At 60.6% G+C, this 16902-nt stretch carries 15 protein-coding genes and 4 tRNA genes; 13 read left to right on the top strand and 6 right to left on the bottom strand.

Annotation, left to right across the window (positions count from 1 at the left end; all coding sequences use genetic code 11):
• Positions 1-10 precede the first annotated feature (10 nt).
• The 5 genes from AC2I9W_RS05585 (at position 11) to AC2I9W_RS05565 (ending at position 5100) form a co-directional block, all read left to right on the top strand.
• On the top strand, positions 11-2548 hold the full coding sequence (locus AC2I9W_RS05585; RefSeq protein ID WP_486409031.1) for an ABC transporter permease: 2538 nt from the start codon (positions 11-13) through the stop codon (positions 2546-2548).
• Between the two features lie 114 nt (positions 2549-2662).
• On the top strand, positions 2663-3067 hold the full coding sequence (locus AC2I9W_RS05580; protein WP_486409030.1) for a group II truncated hemoglobin: 405 nt from the start codon (positions 2663-2665) through the stop codon (positions 3065-3067).
• Positions 3068-3104: 37 nt separating this feature from the next.
• Entirely contained in the window at positions 3105-3413 is a 309-nt protein-coding gene (locus tag AC2I9W_RS05575; RefSeq protein WP_486409029.1) for a monooxygenase, read from the top strand.
• Positions 3414-3480: 67 nt separating this feature from the next.
• Entirely contained in the window at positions 3481-4068 is a 588-nt protein-coding gene (locus AC2I9W_RS05570) for a LemA family protein (RefSeq protein WP_486409028.1), read from the top strand.
• A gap of 3 nt (positions 4069-4071) precedes the next feature.
• The gene (locus tag AC2I9W_RS05565; protein ID WP_486409027.1) at positions 4072-5100 is read left to right on the top strand and encodes a M48 family metalloprotease; all 1029 of its coding nucleotides are present in this window, start codon (positions 4072-4074) and stop codon (positions 5098-5100) included.
• A gap of 113 nt (positions 5101-5213) precedes the next feature.
• Here the strand turns inward: AC2I9W_RS05565 and AC2I9W_RS05560 are convergent, their stop codons facing one another.
• The 3 genes from AC2I9W_RS05560 to radC all read right to left on the bottom strand — a co-directional run bounded on the left by AC2I9W_RS05560 (position 5214) and on the right by radC (position 7611).
• Positions 5214-6155, bottom strand: coding sequence for a spherulation-specific family 4 protein (locus AC2I9W_RS05560; RefSeq protein ID WP_486409026.1), 942 nt, complete (start codon positions 6153-6155; stop codon positions 5214-5216).
• A gap of 113 nt (positions 6156-6268) precedes the next feature.
• The gene (locus AC2I9W_RS05555) at positions 6269-6925 is read right to left on the bottom strand and encodes a Smr/MutS family protein (RefSeq protein WP_486409025.1); all 657 of its coding nucleotides are present in this window, start codon (positions 6923-6925) and stop codon (positions 6269-6271) included.
• Positions 6922-7611, bottom strand: a complete 690-nt coding sequence (gene radC, locus AC2I9W_RS05550) for a RadC family protein (RefSeq protein WP_486409024.1) — start codon at positions 7609-7611, stop codon at positions 6922-6924. Before radC ends, AC2I9W_RS05555 begins: the two co-directional genes overlap by 4 nt.
• A gap of 103 nt (positions 7612-7714) precedes the next feature.
• Here radC and AC2I9W_RS05545 point away from each other — a divergent pair, with 103 nt between their 5' ends.
• From AC2I9W_RS05545 to AC2I9W_RS05525, 5 genes are all read left to right on the top strand, one after another.
• Positions 7715-8197 carry an FKBP-type peptidyl-prolyl cis-trans isomerase gene (locus tag AC2I9W_RS05545; RefSeq protein WP_486409023.1) on the top strand — a complete coding sequence of 161 codons (483 nt, stop codon included), beginning with the start codon at positions 7715-7717 and terminating at the stop codon, positions 8195-8197.
• A gap of 1 nt (position 8198) precedes the next feature.
• On the top strand, positions 8199-9188 hold the full coding sequence (gene ispH / locus AC2I9W_RS05540; protein ID WP_486409022.1) for a 4-hydroxy-3-methylbut-2-enyl diphosphate reductase: 990 nt from the start codon (positions 8199-8201) through the stop codon (positions 9186-9188).
• Between the two features lie 183 nt (positions 9189-9371).
• Positions 9372-10688, top strand: a complete 1317-nt coding sequence (gene serS, locus AC2I9W_RS05535; protein WP_486409021.1) for a serine--tRNA ligase — start codon at positions 9372-9374, stop codon at positions 10686-10688.
• A 32-nt stretch (positions 10689-10720) separates the two neighbouring features.
• Positions 10721-10811 (top strand) — tRNA-Ser (locus AC2I9W_RS05530).
• A gap of 10 nt (positions 10812-10821) precedes the next feature.
• Positions 10822-10898 (top strand) — tRNA-Arg (locus AC2I9W_RS05525).
• 108 nt (positions 10899-11006) lie between these two features.
• On the opposite strand, the gene AC2I9W_RS05520 is transcribed toward AC2I9W_RS05525, so the two are convergent.
• Positions 11007-11933, bottom strand: coding sequence for an IS5 family transposase (locus tag AC2I9W_RS05520; protein WP_486409020.1), 927 nt, complete (start codon positions 11931-11933; stop codon positions 11007-11009).
• Positions 11934-12069: 136 nt separating this feature from the next.
• On the opposite strand from AC2I9W_RS05520, the gene AC2I9W_RS05515 reads away from it, so the two are divergent.
• The 3 genes from AC2I9W_RS05515 to greB all read left to right on the top strand — a co-directional run bounded on the left by AC2I9W_RS05515 (position 12070) and on the right by greB (position 13020).
• A tRNA-Arg gene (locus AC2I9W_RS05515) sits at positions 12070-12146 on the top strand.
• 141 nt (positions 12147-12287) lie between these two features.
• Positions 12288-12364, top strand: a tRNA-Arg gene (locus AC2I9W_RS05510).
• 101 nt (positions 12365-12465) lie between these two features.
• Positions 12466-13020 (top strand): transcription elongation factor GreB, encoded by a 555-nt coding sequence (gene greB / locus AC2I9W_RS05505; protein WP_486409019.1) that lies wholly within the window; start codon positions 12466-12468, stop codon positions 13018-13020.
• A 148-nt stretch (positions 13021-13168) separates the two neighbouring features.
• Here the strand turns inward: greB and AC2I9W_RS05500 are convergent, their stop codons facing one another.
• Both AC2I9W_RS05500 and AC2I9W_RS05495 read right to left on the bottom strand, forming a co-directional pair.
• Complete coding sequence (locus tag AC2I9W_RS05500) at positions 13169-14503, bottom strand: lytic murein transglycosylase (RefSeq protein WP_486409296.1); 1335 nt, start codon at positions 14501-14503, stop codon at positions 13169-13171.
• Positions 14504-14641: 138 nt separating this feature from the next.
• Positions 14642-16897, bottom strand: a complete 2256-nt coding sequence (locus AC2I9W_RS05495; protein WP_486409018.1) for a RelA/SpoT family protein — start codon at positions 16895-16897, stop codon at positions 14642-14644.
• Positions 16898-16902: the final 5 nt, after the last annotated feature.

Genomic DNA, 16902 nt, shown 5'->3' with positions numbered 1-16902 from the left:
CGTGCAGCCCATGCAAGCATCATCTGTCTGGACTCTGGGCCTACGCAATCTCTGGCGCGACCTGCGCGCGGGAGAGCTGCGCCTGATCATCGTGGCCGTTCTGCTGGCCGTGGCGGCGCTTACCTCCGTGGGCTTTTTTGCAGACCGCCTGCAGGCTGGCTTGCAGCGCGATGCCCGCCAGCTGCTGGGGGGCGATGTGGTGGTGGTCAGCGACAACCCCACGCCTGCCGTGTTTGTCGATCATGCACATCAGGAAAAGCTGCAGACCGTGACCACGGCCAGCTTTCCGACCATGGCGCGAGCTGCGCAGGAGCAAGGCGGGGCCAGCCGCCTGGTAGCGCTCAAAAGCGTGGCGGCGGGCTATCCGCTGCGTGGGGTCATGCATCTGAACCAGGGGCCGGGCCAGCCTGATCTGGCAGTCAGGGCCACGCCAGAGAGCGGCTACGCATGGGTGGATGCTCCGCTTCTGGAGGCGCTGGGCCTGAAGATTGGCGATCAGCTGCTGCTGGGCGATGCCAGCTTTCATATCTCGCACATCATCGCCATCGAACCGGACCGGGGCGCGGGCTTCATGAGCTTTGCGCCGCGCGTGATGATCAATGAGGACGATTTGCCTGCCACGCGGCTGGTGCAGCCAGCCAGCCGCATCAGCTATCGACTGGCGGTGGCGGCCGTGCCAGAAGCGGGGCGCGCTGGGGAGCAGGCTGCCCAGCGCTATCTGGACTGGGCGCAGGAGCAGGCCAAAGACTTGCATGGCGTGCGCATAGAGTCGCTGGAGAGTGGCCGCCCCGAGATGCGCCAGACGCTGGACCGGGCCGAAAAATTTCTGAGTCTGGTGGCTCTGTTGTCCGCGCTGCTGTCCGCCGTGGCGGTGGCACTGGCTGCACGGGCGTTTGCCGCCAGTCACTTGGATGCATCGGCCATGCTGCGCGTGCTGGGCCAGAGCCAGCGCCGCATTGCGCTGGCCTATGTGGTGGAGTTTGCGGCAATTGCCCTGGCAGCCAGTGCGGCTGGCGTGCTGCTGGGCTGGGCCGTGCACCATGTGTTTGTCTGGCTGCTGGCAGGGCTGGTGGAATCGGCCTTGCCAGGGGCCAGCCTGTGGCCGGCGCTGTTTGGCGTGGGCATGGGGTTGACCTTGCTGCTGGCCTTTGGCCTGCCGCCCGTGCTGCAACTGGCGCAGGTGCCGCCGCTGCGCGTGATGCGGCGTGATCTGGGTGCGCTTAAGCCGGCATCGTGGCTGGTGCTGGGCGTGGGTGTGGCGGGCTTTGCTGCCTTGCTGCTGGCGGTCAGCCGCGACATCAAGCTGGGTCTGATTGCCGTGGGCGGCTTTGCGGCGGCGGTGCTGCTGTTTGCTGGCCTGGCCTGGCTGGCCGTCAAGCTGCTGCGCCGCGTGGTCAATGAGACCACGGCGCCGCGCTGGCTGGTGATGGCTACGCGCCAGGTTTCGGCCAAGCCGGTGTATGCCGTGGTGCAGGTCAGCTCCTTGGCCGTGGGGCTGCTGGCGCTGGTGCTGCTGGTGCTGCTGCGCACGGATCTGATTGCCAGCTGGCGCAAGGCCACGCCGGTCAATGCGCCCGATCGCTTTGTCATCAATATCCAGCCAGATCAGGCGCAGGACTTTCAGGCTGCGCTCCACAAAGCCGGGGTGCAAAGCTATGACTGGTACCCCATGATTCGCGGCCGGCTGATTGCCGTCAACGGCAGGGATGTGAGCCCTGATGACTATGCCGAAGACCGCGCCAAGCGGATGGTGGACAGAGAGTTCAACATCTCCACGGCTGAAACCATGCCCGAGCACAACCAGTTGGTGGGCGGCCGCTGGCAGGCGGGCGAGCAGGACGCCATCAGCATGGAAGAAGGCATTGCCAAAACGCTGGGGCTGAAGCTGGGCGATACGCTGCGCTTTGATGTGGGCGGGCAGGAAAACGAGGCCCGCATCACCAGCCTGCGCAAGGTGGACTGGAGCTCCATGCGCGCCAACTTCTTTGTGATCTACCCCGTGCAGCATCTGGAGGATGTGGCCGTCACCTATCTGGCCGCCTATCGCGCGCCGGACATCAAGGGTTTTGACAATGCGCTGGTCAATGAATTTCCCAACATCACCAATGTCGATCTGAGCAGCACGCTGGCCCAGGTGCAGCAGGTCATGGATCAGGTCATACGTGCGGTGGAATTTCTGTTCGGCTTCACTCTGGTCGCCGGGCTGGTGGTGCTGTTTGCCTCCGTCACCGGCACGCGAGAGGAGCGGGCACGCGAGTACGCCATCATGCGTGCCGTGGGGGCAAGGTCGGGCCTGCTGCAGCAGGTGCAGAGCGCCGAGCTGGCGGGCGTGGGTCTGATGGCTGGCTTTCTGGCCAGCGGTGTGGCGCTGGCCGTGGGCTGGGCGCTGGCGCGCTGGGTGTTTGACTTTGCGTGGAGCCTGATCTGGTGGGTACCTTTGGCCGGTGCTTTGACGGGGGCGCTGCTGGCATGGCTGGCGGGCTGGTGGGCGCTGCGTGAGGTACTCAGCCGTCCGGTCATGCAGACGCTGCGGCAGGCGCAGGAATGAAAATATTCAATTTTGATAGCTGCTTGCGCTTGTCAGTATTGGGCTAAGGCCACTTTTGACTCTTAATTGCCATGCAGCTGCGCAGGGGAAGCACGGGCACCGACAATCTGCTCCATGCAGATTGAAGAAAAGCCCCCCTTTGATACGCCCTATGAATGGATAGGTGGCGAAGAAAAAGTGCAGCAACTGGTTGCGCGCTTCTATGACCTCATGGATCTGGAGCCCGGCTACAAGGAGCTGCGCGACGCCCATGGCAGCACGCTTGAAGATGCGCGCCAGAAGCTGTTCTGGTTTCTCTGCGGCTGGCTGGGCGGCCCCGACTACTATCAGGAACGCTTTGGTCACCCGCGTCTGCGCATGCGTCACATGCCGTTCTCGATTGGCATTCTGGAGCGTGACCAGTGGGTGGCCTGCATGGATCAGGCCATGGGCGAGACGGATGTCCCCGAGGCTTTGCGCACGCGCCTCAAGGCCAGCTTCATGAACACAGCAGACTGGATGCGCAATCGCGGCGCTTGAGCGCTTTGCTGCTTGAATTCTTTGAAAGGAAGACGCAATGCCTTTTTTGCTGCAAGTCGATTTTGAGATGGACGGGCCTTTTGGCGAGGCCATGGTCCAGGCCTTTAGCGGACTGGCCCAGAGCATCAACCAGGAGCCCGGCATGCTCTGGAAGATCTGGACCGAAGACGCACAGGCCAAGCAGGCCGGCGGCGTCTATTTGTTCGATACGCGCGAGCATGCGCAGCAGTATCTGGACATGCATTCGGCCAGGCTGACCGAAGCCGGTGTACGCAATCTGCGCGGCAAGATTTTTGAAGTCAACCAGGCGCTGAGCGCCATCAATCGCGGGCCACTGCAAGCCTGAATTTTTCGCGCTGAGCAGGGTGGTCGGCTACCATTTCCTCCATTTCGACAATTAAGGGGAGGCGTGAATGGCTGGCTGGATTGCTCTTGCAGTGGCGGTGGTGGTTCTGATCTGGGGTGTGGCGATTTACAACCGCTTGCGTACGCATAAGAACCAGGTGGAAAACGCATTTGCCCAGATTGATGTGCAGCTCAAGCGCCGTCACGACCTGATTCCCAATCTGGTGGAAGTGGCGCGTGGCTATATGCAGCATGAGGCGCAGACGCTGGAGGCCGTGACCCGAGCCCGCAGCGATGCCGTCAGCGCTGCAGAAAGAGCACGCCAGTCTCCGGGGCAGACAGAGGCCATTGGCGGTCTGATGCTGGCCGAGCAAGCCCTGGTCAGCCAGATGGGGCGATTGATGGCGCTGACTGAGGCCTATCCCACTCTCAAGGCCGATGCGCGCATGCAGCAGCTCAGCGAAGAGATCACCAGCACGGAAAACCGCATTGGCTTTGCGCGCCAGGCCTATAACGATCAGGTGCTGGACTTCAACAACGAGGCAGGCCAGTTTCCCGATTTGCTGATTGCGCGCCTGACGGGCTTTGCCCACATGAATATGCTGGAGCCGATCCAGAACGAGCAGGAGCGCTCCGTCCCTCAGGTCAAGTTTTAAAGAATGCGTTTTTGGGAGCAGCAAAAGCAGGCTCGGCGCCGCACGCGCTGGCTGTTGCTGGCTTTTGGCCTGTGCGTGCTGGCGGTCGTGGTGTCCGTGCACCTGGGGCTGGCTCTGGCATGGTGGCTGGGCACCTGGCTGTTTGGCGGCTGGAACTATCCCACGGGGTTCACGGCAGTCAATATCGGCGTGACCTTGTTGCTGGTGCTGGGCGGCACCTGGATTGAGCTCGATCAGTTGCGCCATGGCGGGCGCAAGCTGGCAGAGCGCGTTGGCGCACGCGAAGCGCGGCCGGGCAGCTCATTGGCCGAGCAGCAGCTGTGCAACATCGTCGATGAAATGTGCATTGCCGCACATTGGCCCACGCCCCAGGTCGCCGTGCTGGTGCGTACCGAAGCCATCAACGCCTTTGCAGCGGGCTGGGGTACCGAGGATGCGGTGATTGCTGTGACGCAGGGGGCACTCGATCAACTCAATCGCGAAGAAATGCAGGGCTTGGTGGCCCATGAGCTGTCACACCTGCGCGAGGGCGATACCCGCCTGAACATGCAGCTGGCCAGCATGGTGTACGGGCTGGAGCTGATTCACAACTTTGGCCAGGGCCTGCGCGAGCGCGATAACGTGCTTACCCAGTGGTTTGGGCTTTTCATTCAGGCTTCGGGATTCATCGGCTGGCTGTGCGGACAATTACTGAAGGCTGCTGTCTCACGCCAGCGCGAATACCTGGCCGATGCACGGGCTGTGCAATGGACGCGCAGCAAGGATGGCCTGGGCGGCGTGCTGCGCAAGGTGCTGGCGCAGCGTGAGATTTCGCGGCAGCAGTACGGTGACTGGCAGGCCGATGTGCGCAGTCATCAGGGGCTGGATCACCGTGCGGTGCAACACATGCTGCTGGCTGACACGCCCCATGTCAGCGGGCTTGAAGAGTGGCTGGAATCACACCCCTCGGTGCGTGAGCGCGTCCGCCGCATCTATGGGCGCGATATGCGGCCACTGCCCTTGCCATTCAATACCGTGCCCCAGGGGCGTTAGCTGCAAGTACTCTGATAAAAGGAGCTGCAGGCGCTTGCTGATAATTGATTTCAGGTCGTTATAGAAACGAAATCATTATCTGCTAAGCGCTGTCAGCTCCTTTTTTTGATGATTCAAGCCGGTGATGTACAGCTGGGCAGAGGCTGATTCTTGTTGAGTGCATCCACGCTTTGAAGCATCTTCAACCAGTACGAGGGTAGGGTGGCCCATGGGTTGCCGACGTTGTTCTGGTAGTCGTACTGCCTGTCAGTGACATAGATAAACCCGGTATGGGCCTTGGTGGATTGGGCGTTGCGGAGGACGGACTGCATTTCCTCACAGCTGCTGGCGTCATGCACCAGTACCGCGTTGACGGAGGCCGGGTGTTGGTAAATCCAGGTGTGGTTGTGCTGAGGGTCCAGCTTGCGGTAATCGGCCGCCTGACCTTCAAAGCTCACAAGCGTATCGGCCACCGCCGCGTAGTCGGGCTTGGGCGGCGTTCCAGGGTTGCCCACGATTTGCAGCTGTGGATTTTTGCTGCGGACGTAGCTTGCCACTTGCTGGTAGAAGCCGATGTTTGCGCCTTGCGCTTCCATCTCATCGAGAAACACGCCCTGAACGCTGGGATAGAGGGTGAGGTAGTCGTTGATGTTGCTTCGAACCTCTTCAAGACTGAGCTTGGCGTATTTGGTGTTGACGTAGCCAATCACGGCTCCGCCACGCTGCTGAAAGCTTTGCATGGCGGTGGTGAATGCAGGCACTTCCTTGTCAAAAACGCCATTGCTGGGATTCATGATGGCGGTGATTTTGACGTCTGGATAGGCGGCTGCACCGGCATTGAGCTTGTCCCATTCGGAGTTTTTGCTGCTGGGGTAGAAGTAGGCTGGTACCAAAACCTCAAGCGGCGCAGTGCCTGCTGGCGCGGTTTGTGGGGAATCGGGGCGTGACGATGTGGGTGGATTGCTGCCGCCGCTGCCACCACTATCGCTGCCACCGCCACCGCAGGCGGCCATGGACGTGGAAATCGCAACAATCAAACCCGCAAGGCGCGCAGACGCAGAGAAAAATGGCGGCATAAAAAGAATGTGGAGGGAAAGAAAAGACTGCCTCAAAGGCGCTTGGTGTGAAGGGGCAAGGTTTCGGTGCAATGACTGGCGGTAGGGAGTGCCAACATGCTCTTCGTACGCTATTAGTACATGCGCCGTTTTCCGGGCTGTAACAAAACGACCAGCGCTCCTGCGCCCCCTTCGGCAGGGCGGGCCTGCACAAAAGCCAATACCTCTTTTTTCTGCACCAGCCAGCGCTGTACCTTGCCTTTGAGCACGGGCGTGCGGCCCGGCGAGCCCAGTCCCTTGCCATGCACGATGCGTACGCAGCGCACGCCCGTGCGGTGCGACAGGCGGATGAACTGGCCCAGGGCCTCACGGGCCTCATCAGAGCGCAGACCGTGCAGGTCCAGCTGGCGCTGAATGCTCCAGTGTCCGCCGCGCAGCTTGCGCGTCACATCCAGGCCAATGCCGGGGCGGCGAAAGCTCAGCTGGTCGTCCACATCCAGCAAGGTGCTGACGTCGAACTCATCGCTCATGGCTTCGCGCAGCACGTTTTGCTCATCTATCACCAGTTGCAGCGGTAGAGGCGAGGGCGCAGGCTCCTGAAAGCTGACCTCGTTGCGTGCGCGCAAGGGCGTGACCTTGCCAATGCTCAGCGCAAACAGATTGCGCTCGCGTTCACGCGCCGCCTGGGCTTCGGCTTTGGCGGCGGCAAGGGCTTCGGCCTGTTCGCGAAGCTGCTTGAGGTGGCGTGAGATGCCGACCAGATCCTGCAGTGAGCGGTGGGCGTGATTCATAGCAAGCCCTCCTCTGCCATGGAGCAGGCCGCGCCCGGGCCCACAATGATGTGGTCCAGCACATGCACATCCACCAATGCCAGAGCGGCCTTGAGGGTGCTGGTCAGCGCCTTGTCGGCATGACTGGGCTGCACGCTGCCGCTGGGGTGGTTGTGCGCGAGTATGACGGCGCCGGCTTGATGGTGCAAGGCGCGCAGCACGACTTCGCGCGGGTAAACAGAGGTTTGCGTCAACGTACCGCGAAACATTTCTTCCAAAGCCAGTAAGCGGTTTTGACTGTCCAGAAACAGCACGCCGAACACTTCATGGCTTTTGGAGGCCAAATGCAGCTGCACATAGTGTTTGACGGCTTGGGGGGAGGAAAAGACTTCCCGCTCACGCAACTGCTGCGCCGTGGCGCGGCGGGCCAGCTCCAGCACGGCCATCAGCTCGGCCCGCTTGGCGGGGCCCAGGCCTTTGACGGCTGCAAGCGCTTTGTAATCAGCCGCCAGCAGGCCGGCAAGACCACCGGTGCCAGCCGTGCCGGGCAGCTGCAGCAGCTCCTGCGCCATCTGCAGCACGGTCTTGCCTGCGATGCCTGTGCGTAGGATGACGGCCAGCAGCTCGGCATCCGAGAGCGCAGCAGGGCCGCGCTGCGCGAGTTTTTCGCGCGGCTGGGCATCCAGTGGCAGGTCTTTGATGGGCATCAGCTTTGGCTCAAGTGGCCCTGCATTCGCGCTGCAAACTGCAGCACAAGGCGCGGGGGCATGGGGGATTTTCTACAATGCAGGCCAGTTTATCGGGACTTTCATGACCACAAGCGCAACCCCCTCCGCCGCCGCCACGGATTTGCCCGTCGTGCAGGCAGGCTCTTTTCTCACGCTGCATTACCGCCTGGCGGGCCCTGCAGGCGATGTGATCAATACCTTCAATGAAAAGCCCGCGACGCTGTCGCTGGGTGCCGGCGAACTGTCTCCCGCCATGGAAGACAAGCTCATCGGCCTGCCCGAAGGCACGCATACGACATTTGAGCTGCCCGCTGGCGAGGCCTTTGGCGAGCGCAACCCCGAGATGATGCAGTGGGTGGCGCGCAAGCTCATGAACGAGCTGGGCGACCCCCATGAGCAATACACGGCTGGCGATGTGGTGCAGTTCCCCACACCCGATGGCATGGGCAGCTACGCCGGTGCCGTGGTGCAAGTGCGCGAGGACGGCGCCGTGCTGTTCGACTTCAACCACCCGCTGGCAAGCCAGCCCGTGACCTTTGAAGTCAAGCTGATCGGAGTGCTCTGACGTGCTGGGCGCCAAGGAAGTTCTGCTGGCCGAGCCACGCGGCTTTTGCGCCGGCGTGGACCGAGCCATCGAGATCGTCGAGCGTGCATTGGCCAAGTTTGGCGCGCCCATCTACGTGCGCCACGAGATCGTGCACAACACCTTTGTGGTCAACGATCTCAAGGCCAAGGGTGCTATCTTCATTGAAGAGCTGGACGATGTGCCGCCCGGCGCCACGCTGATCTTTTCGGCGCATGGTGTCTCCAAGGCCGTACAGCAAGAGGCCGAACGCCGCGGCTTTGCCATCTTCGACGCGACCTGCCCGCTGGTCACCAAGGTGCATGTGGAAGTCGCCAAGCTGGCCAAGGAAGGCTACGAATTCCTGATGATCGGCCACAAAGGCCACCCGGAAGTCGAAGGCACCATGGGCCAGCTCTCCGAAGGCATTCACCTGGTCGAAGACGAGGACGACGTGGCCAAGGTGGCACCGCGCCAGACCGAAAAGCTGGCTGTGGTGACGCAGACCACCTTGTCCGTCGATGACGCCGCTGGCATCAAGGCAGCGATCAAGGCCCGTTTTCCGCAGGTGCGCGAGCCCAAGCAGCAGGACATCTGCTATGCCACGCAAAACCGTCAGGACGCGGTGAAGGTGCTGGCGCCGCAGGTGGATGTCGTCATCGTCGTCGGCAGCCCCACCAGCTCCAACAGCAACCGCCTGCGCGAGCTGGCCGCCCGCCTGGGCACACCCGCCTATATGGTGGACAACGCCTCAGAGCTCAAAGAAGAATGGTTTGCCAATACCGCCCGCGTGGGTTTGACGGCGGGCGCATCGGCGCCTGAGGTGCTGGTCGAGGAGGTCATCGACCGCATCAAGCAGCTGGGTGCGGTGGCCGTGCGCAAGATGGACGGGATCGAGGAAACCATCAAGTTCCCGTTACCCAAGGGGCTCAAGATCGACGCGGCGACCGGGCTGGAGATCGAAGTGCGCAAGGCTCCGGAAACCGGACACTAAGCATTTCTTCCACGAATTGCTTTAAATTTAATAGCGCCTTGCGCTGGTCATTCAAGAAGCTCAGCATTGTTTAAGCTGTAATTCTATGAATGGCCTGCGCAAGGCGCTCTGCTTTTAATAGTTGGCAAGGGCCAGCTCTCAAGCGTCTGCCGTGTACGGCCAGTCGCTCTAAAATCATCACCTATGCTCGACATTCAACTTCTCCGCAAAGACCTGGATTCAGTCGTCGCCCGACTGCAAACCCGCAAGAACCCCCAAGCCTTCCTGAACGTGGAAGCCTTCAAGGCGCTGGAATCCGAACGCAAGTCCATTCAGACGCGCACGGAGGAGCTGCAGTCCAAGCGCAACCAGCTGTCCAAGCAGATCGGCATGCTGATGGGCAAGGGCGAGAAAGACGCCGCCGAAGCCGCCAAGGCCGAAGTGGCCGCCATGAAGTCCGAACTGGAGCAGTCCGCCACGCGTCTGGACCAGATCCAGACCGAGCTGCAGGCCATGCTGGTCGCCGTGCCTAACCTGCCCCATGAATCCGTGCCCGTGGGCGCCGACGAAGAAGGCAATGTGGAAGTGCGCCGCTTTGGCACGCCCAAGAACTTCGATTTCGAGATCAAGGACCACGTCGATCTGGGTGCGCCCATCGGCCTGGATTTTGAATCCGGCGTCAAGCTGAGCGGTGCGCGTTTTACCGTCATGCAAGGCCAGATCGCCCGACTGCATCGCGCGCTGGCCCAGTTCATGCTGGACCTGCAGACCGAAGAGCACGGCTACACCGAATGCTATGTGCCCTATATCGTCAACAGCGACTCGCTCAAAGGCACGGGCCAGCTGCCCAAGTTCGAAGGCGACCTGTTTGCGGCGCAAAAGGGTGGCCAGGACGCGGAGCCCGTGCCCGACACAGCGGCTCTGTATCTGATTCCCACGGCCGAAGTGCCCTTGACCAATCTGGTGCGCGACGAAGTGCTGGCCGAAGATCAGTTGCCCATCAAGCTCACGGCCCACAGCCCCTGCTTCCGCTCCGAAGCCGGCTCCGGCGGGCGCGACACGCGCGGTCTGATCCGCCAGCACCAGTTCGACAAGGTCGAGATGGTGCAGATCGTTCATCCTGAAAAGAGCTACGAAGCGCTGGAAGAGATGACCGGCCACGCCGAAGCCGTGCTGCAAAAGCTGGGCTTGCCTTACCGCGTCATGAGCCTGTGCACGGGCGATATGGGCTTTGGCGCTGCCAAGACCTATGACCTGGAAGTCTGGGTGCCTGCGCAGAACACCTATCGCGAAATCAGCTCGGTCTCCAACTGCGAAGCCTTCCAGGCCCGCCGCATGCAGGCTCGCTTCAAGAATGCCCAGGGCAAGAACGAGCTGGTTCACACCCTGAATGGTTCCGGCCTGGCCGTGGGCCGCACATTGGTTGCCGTGCTGGAGAACTACCAGAACGCCGATGGCTCCATCACCGTGCCTGAGGCGCTGGTTTCGTATATGGGCGGAAAAACTTTGCTGAAGGCCTGATTTGTAGGCTATAATTTCAGCTTCGACACACAGGAGAGGTGGCAGAGTGGTCGAATGTACCTGACTCGAAATCAGGCGTACGTGAATAACGTACCGTGGGTTCGAATCCCACCCTCTCCGCCATTGTTGGAATGCGGCTGTAGCTCAGCTGGATAGAGTACTTGGCTACGAACCAAGGGGTCGTGGGTTCGATTCCTGCCAGCCGCACCAAATACAAGCCCTAGAGTAAAAATGCTCTAGGGCTTTTGTATTTCAGTCCCCAATGGCGTTGTTGCATAAATCAGGTTTGAAGCGAGCTTGCCCTAACCCCAGTCGTGGCTATGCCACGGCTGCCGTCTGAGGACGGCCCAGCTCACTCAATCGATTCAATATGGCTGCTCGGATATGCAGCTCGTTAACTTGGCGTTCAAAGGTGCGAGACATCACTCGCTCACCCAGCCGCTTGATGCAGTTCATCTTGGTTTCCACCAAGCTTCGCCGGTGGTAGCCAATCCAGCGCTTCCAGATACTGCGGCCCCAACGCCTGCACGCAGCAATCGCTGCGTTGCGGTGGTCGAACACAGTGCCCCTGCGCACTCGTGCATTCTTACGGGGAGAAATGATGGGAATTGCACCGTGCCTGATGATTGCTTCGTAGGCGGGCTGTGTATCGTAAGCACCATCACCCGTCAGGCTTTCGAGTGCTTCATCTGGGGGCAGTTGCTTCAGCAAGTCGCCGAGAACAGAGGCATCGCTGACGTTATTGCTCGTCACGCAGATGGCCCGAATCTGCAAGGTGTCAGCATCGATACCTATGTGCAGCTTGCGCCACTGACGGCGGTATTCGGCGCCGTGCTTTTTGCATTTCCACTCGCCTTCACCCAGGAACTTGATGCCTGTCGAATCAACAAGCAGGTGCAAGCCTGCTTGACGGCGGGTGTACGGAATGTGGACATTCAAATCTCGCTGCCGCCTGCACAAGGTGCTGAAGTCTGGAACGGGCCAAGCAAGGGCACACAGTTGCAGCACTGACTTCACCAAGCCTGTGGTTTGCCTGAGCGCCAGGCCGAACAGGTTCTTGAGTGTCAAGCAAAACTGGATGGCCGCATCCGAGAACTTCGGGCTTCGCCCGCGTTTGCCGCTGCCGGCGGCAAACCAGGCCATGCGCTTGTCCATCCAAATTGACAAAGAGCCTCGAGCCTTGAGGGCAGCGTTGTATTGCTTCCAGTTGGTGGTGCGGTAGCGAGGTTTTTTGGGTGGGCTCATGTCGCAAGCCTACGGCCTGCGACACAGCGATTTATGCAACAACGCCAGGTAAAGGGTGAAAACACAGCCTTGCCCATGCATTAATTTCATCCTGAGCCTTTTGGTGGTGAAATATCTGTATATAATTCGAGGCTTAGCGGCTGTAGCTCAGCTGGATAGAGTACTTGGCTACGAACCAAGGGGTCGTGGGTTCGATTCCTGCCAGCCGCACCAAACGACAAGCCTCAGAACTGCAAAGTTCTGAGGCTTTTTCGTTTCTGAGCCTGTTTTTACAGTTTCAGTGGAGGCTGTTTTTGTAAAGAAAATTCGGGTTTTCACTGAGATGTCTCTGGAATCGAATACAATGGAGGCTTAGCGGCTGTAGCTCAGCTGGATAGAGTACTTGGCTACGAACCAAGGGGTCGTGGGTTCGATTCCTGCCAGCCGCACCAAACGACAAGCCTCAGAACTAAAAAGTTCTGAGGCTTTTTCGTTTCTGCTTGAGATTTTTTCATGGCCGACGATGTGGGCGATCTGTGTGAAGATTGGCGCCATGAGCAAGGCTTTCACCAAAGAATCGGATGGCGACGACGATGATGACATCGGTGCTCTGCCACCCTTGCCCCCAGGCGGCAAGAACTACATCACGCCCCAGGGCTACCAACGCATCAAGAATGAGTTGCTGGACCTGATTGACAACGAGCGTCCCAAGATCGTGGAGATCGTGCACTGGGCGGCCAGCAACGGCGACCGCTCGGAGAATGGCGATTATCTATATGGCAAAAAGCGCCTGCGCGAGATTGATCGCCGCATTCGCTTTTTGACCAAACGCCTGGAGATTGCCGAGGTGGTCGATCCGGCCGTGCATGCGGGCAGCGACCAGGTCTTTTTCGGGGCCACGGTCACTTATGTGGACGATCAAGGGGTCGAGCGCACCATCACCATCATGGGTATTGACGAGGCGGACAGCGCACAGAACCAGGTCAGCTGGATTGCCCCGGTCTCGCGCGCACTGCTTAAGGCGCGTGTCGGCGATGAGGTGGCCTTGCCCACGCCAGCCGGCGTGCGCATGCTGGAGATTCTGGACGTCAGCTATCCACAGCCCTGAGTTCGCAGGCCAACAAAAAGCGCAGCTTCCGAGATGGAGGTTGCGCTTTAATTTTGTGAGCTGCTAGCGCCTGTCAGCCAATGATTTCAGATAGTTTTTATATTGAATTCATTGACCATCAAGCACTGGCAGCTATTGTTTTTGATAGTTAGTTGCTGCTCTGCAGGCGCTGCAGCAACTCCAGTGTGGGGTAGCCGTCTGCCACCAGCCCCTGGCTTTGCTGATACTGGCGCAGTCCTGCACGGGTGGCTGGGCCCATCACGCCGTCGGCAGCGCCGGTGGCAAAGCCGCGCTGGGTGAGGGCGCTTTGCAGGGCCTTGGTCTGCTCACGTGTCATGGCGCTGAGCTCGCGTGGCCAGTCGGCCGTCACGCCGCCGTTGCCTGCCAGCTGGGATGACAGCAGGCTCACGCCCAGCGCGTAATTGGTGGAGTTGTTGTAGCGCAGGATGGCGCGGAAGTTGCCGCCCACCATAAAGGCCGGGCCGCGCACTCCTGCTGGCGCGATGATGCTGGCTCCAGCCATGGCTGGCAGAGCCTGGCCACTCATGCTTTGAACGCCTTCGGCGGCCCAGGCACTGCTGTTCTGGCGTGTGGAAAGCTCGGTGCGGGCGTAATCGAAATGGCTGGGCAGACGTACCTCGGCCCCCCAGGGCTCTCCGGCGTTCCAGCCCGAGCTGGCGAGATAGTTGGCGGTGGATGCGGCTACATCGGCCATGGAGCCCCAGATGTCGCGGCGCCCGTCGCCGTCGGCATCGACGGCGTATTGCAGGAATACCGAGGGCAGGAATTGGGTGTTGCCCATGGCGCCCGCCCAGGAGCCGATCATGTGGGCGGCATCAATGTCGCCGTTGTCGATGATGCGCAGCGCAGCCATCAGCTCTTTTTCTGCCCATTGCGCACGCCGTCCATCAAAGGCGAGGGTGGCCAGGGCATCGACAGCCGAGAAGCTGCCGAAGTTGCTGCCGTAATTGCTCTCCATGCCCCAGATGGCAGTGATGATCTCGGCCGGAACGCCGTAGCGCCGGCTGGCAGCTTGCAGGGCCGATTCATATTCCCGCATTTTGAGCTTGCCGGTCTTGATACGCTGGGCCGAGACCGCCGTGTCCAGGTACTGCCAGGGCGTGCGAGTGAACTCCGGCTGTGAACGATCGAGCTTGATGATGCTGGGTTGGAGCTTGGCGCTGGCGAGGGCACTGCTCAGGGTACGCTCTGAAATTCCTGCTGCACGGGCACGCGGTGCAAATTCTTGCTTCCAGTGTGCAAAGCTGCTGGCTGCGACAGGGCTTTCGCTGGTTTGCACGGGGCTGCTGGGTTGGCTCTCGTTGCTCTGTGCCGGTGTGGCTACGGGGGCGGCAGCCGGGCTTGCCACAGGTGGCTCGGGCCGGGTGGCGCAGCCTGCCAGCAAGGCGGAGGCAATTGCGGCCGTCAGCAAAGAGCGGCGAGTGTTCGAAAGCAGGTGAGCGGTTTGGAGCATGAATGCGATTGTCGCTTGCTGCCGGGCATAGGCGCCGCTTGTCTCAGAAGATTGCCATTGCAGAATGCAACAAAACCTTTCGCTCAGTCTTTTGTCCATGAAAAAGGCTGCCTTCGGCAGCCTTGGTGCGAGGTGTCCTGGCGGCGCTCAGGCAATGATGCGGCTGGCACGAATCACGGAGTGCAGCCGGCGCAGATTGCGCAGGGCATTCTCCAGTTGCACGCTGTTCTGTACGGAGATGACAAAGCGCAGGTCTGTGGTGCCGATTGCGGCTTCATCGGTCATCTCGACGCGAACGATGTCTGCCTCGGCGTTGGCCAGCTCTGCCGCGACTCGCGCCAGAACGCCCTTGTTGTTTTGAACGGTGACGACAATGCCCGCTTCAAACAGGCGGGTGAGTTCGTCGGACCAGTCCACTGCAATGAAGCGGTCGGCGTCTTTTTCGCGCAGCTTGATGGCGTTGTGGCAATGGGCGTGGTGCACGACCAGGCCCTGGCCGCCGAGGTAGCCCAGAATGGGGTCGCCGGGTACGGGGCGGCAGCAGTGCGAGTAGTAGACCGAGCTGCTTTCGTCGCCGTTGAGCATGACGGCGCCTTCGGAGGGGCGGTTATCTGTGTTGAAGCGTTCCTGCGTGATGAGCAAGGCATCCGGGCGCACACCTTGCTTGGCCATGAAGCTGGTCATGCGTGCAGCGACCAAAGAGGCGATGCGGCGGCCCATGCCAATATCAACCATCAACTCAGCAGGAGTGCGGTTGCCGGTGATGCGCAGAATTTCGTCCCAGACACCCTTGCTGGCTTCGTCCTGAGGCGGAACGCTGTCAATGCCCTCGGCACGCAAAGCCTGTGCCAGCAAGGTTTCGCCCAACTGGCCAGCCTCGGTCTGGGCGGCATTCTTGAGGAAGGAGCGAATCTTGGAGCGTGCACGCCCTGTTTTCACAAAGCCCAGCCAGGCCGGGTTGGGTGTGGAGGCCTCGGAGGTGATGATCTGCACCACGTCACCGCTCTTGAGTTCGGTGCGCAGAGGCACTTCTTCGTCATTGATCTTGGCGGCCGTTGTGCGGTGGCCAATCTTGCTGTGAATGGCGTAGGCAAAGTCCACCACGGTGGCGCCGCGCGGCATGGCCATGATCTCGCTCTTGGGCGTGAACACATAGACGGCATCGGGAAAGAGGTCCACCTTGACGTGATCCCAGAACTCGGCAGCGTCGCGGGTTTCGTTCTGAATATCCAGCAGAGACTGCAGCCATTGGGTGGACAGGTGCTCGGAGTCATGACCCTGCTGGGCCTTGTACAGCCAGTGGGCAGCCACTCCGGCCTCGGCCACGATGTTCATCTCTTCCGTGCGGATCTGGAACTCGATGCTGACACTGGAAGGGCCGACCAAGGTGGTATGAAGGGACTGGTAGCCGTTGCTCTTGGCAATGGCGATGTAATCCTTGAAGCGGCCCGGCATGGGCTTGTACTTCTGATGGAGCACGCCCAAAGCGGTGTAACAGTCCAGCGTCTTGGGGACGATGATACGAAAGCCGTAAATGTCAGTGACTTTGGCGAAGCTCAGCTGGTTTTTCTGCATGCGCAGATACAGGGAGTACAGCGTGCTTTCGCGCCCGAGCAGGCGCACGGGCAGGCTTTGATCGGCAAAGGCAGAGCTGACTTCATCCTGAACACGTTGCACCAGATCGCGACGGCGCGTGCGCGAGCGAGAGATGGCTTTTTCCAGCGTGGCATATCGCCAGGGGTGGAGGTGCTTGAACGACAGATCCTGCAACTCGCGATAGGTCTGGTTCAGGCCCAGGCGATGTGCGATGGGGGCGTAAATCTCCAGAGTCTCCGACGAAATACGGCCCCACTTGCTGCGCGGCATGTCGCTCATGGTGCGCATATTGTGCGTGCGATCAGCCAGTTTGATGAGGATGACGCGCACGTCGCGGGCCATGGCCAGCAGCATCTTGCGAAAGGACTCGGCCTGATTCTCTTCGCGGGTGTTGAACTGCAGTTTGTCGAGTTTGGTCAGGCCATCGACCAGCTCGGACACATCCTCACCAAATCGCTCCTTGAGGTCCAGCTTGGTGATGCCGCAGTCCTCCATGGAGTCGTGCAGCAAAGCGGCCATCAGGGCTGGAGCGTCGAGCTTCCAGTTGGCACAGATGTCAGTGACCGCTATGGGGTGGGTGATGTAGGGTGCTCCACTGCTGCGCCACTGATCGGAGTGGGCTTTGTCTGCGTAGAGGTAGGCCTGTCGCACGCGCTCTGCACTGTCGGCATCCAGGTAGCCCAGATGCTCCATCAATCCGTCAAAAGCAGCGGCTGACACACGTGCTGCCTGCTCAGCGGGCATGCGCTGGGGCTTGGCCTGTGCTGAAGTAGAGAGAGCAATCGTCGAGTTCTGGGCCGCTGTCATATTCC

The organism is Comamonas sp. FUJ_7, from assembly GCF_057369555.1.
This window is presented reverse-complemented; position numbering and strand designations above follow the sequence as displayed.

Bases quoted from the DNA above. Each gene is read 5' to 3' on its own strand.
- AC2I9W_RS05560 (WP_486409026.1), bottom strand. From the start codon at position 6,155: ATGCCGCCATTTTTCTCTGCGTCTGCGCGCCTTGCGGGTTTGATTGTT.
- AC2I9W_RS05555 (WP_486409025.1), bottom strand. From the start codon at position 6,925: ATGAATCACGCCCACCGCTCACTGCAGGATCTGGTCGGCATCTCACGC.
- AC2I9W_RS05580 (WP_486409030.1), top strand. From the start codon at position 2,663: ATGCAGATTGAAGAAAAGCCCCCCTTTGATACGCCCTATGAATGGATA.
- AC2I9W_RS05520 (WP_486409020.1), bottom strand. From the start codon at position 11,933: ATGAGCCCACCCAAAAAACCTCGCTACCGCACCACCAACTGGAAGCAA.
- AC2I9W_RS05495 (WP_486409018.1), bottom strand. From the start codon at position 16,897: ATGACAGCGGCCCAGAACTCGACGATTGCTCTCTCTACTTCAGCACAG.
- AC2I9W_RS05545 (WP_486409023.1), top strand. From the start codon at position 7,715: ATGACCACAAGCGCAACCCCCTCCGCCGCCGCCACGGATTTGCCCGTC.
- AC2I9W_RS05585 (WP_486409031.1), top strand. From the start codon at position 11: ATGCAAGCATCATCTGTCTGGACTCTGGGCCTACGCAATCTCTGGCGC.
- greB (WP_486409019.1), top strand. From the start codon at position 12,466: ATGAGCAAGGCTTTCACCAAAGAATCGGATGGCGACGACGATGATGAC.
- serS (WP_486409021.1), top strand. From the start codon at position 9,372: ATGCTCGACATTCAACTTCTCCGCAAAGACCTGGATTCAGTCGTCGCC.
- AC2I9W_RS05570 (WP_486409028.1), top strand. From the start codon at position 3,481: ATGGCTGGCTGGATTGCTCTTGCAGTGGCGGTGGTGGTTCTGATCTGG.
- AC2I9W_RS05565 (WP_486409027.1), top strand. From the start codon at position 4,072: ATGCGTTTTTGGGAGCAGCAAAAGCAGGCTCGGCGCCGCACGCGCTGG.
- radC (WP_486409024.1), bottom strand. From the start codon at position 7,611: ATGCCCATCAAAGACCTGCCACTGGATGCCCAGCCGCGCGAAAAACTC.
- AC2I9W_RS05575 (WP_486409029.1), top strand. From the start codon at position 3,105: ATGCCTTTTTTGCTGCAAGTCGATTTTGAGATGGACGGGCCTTTTGGC.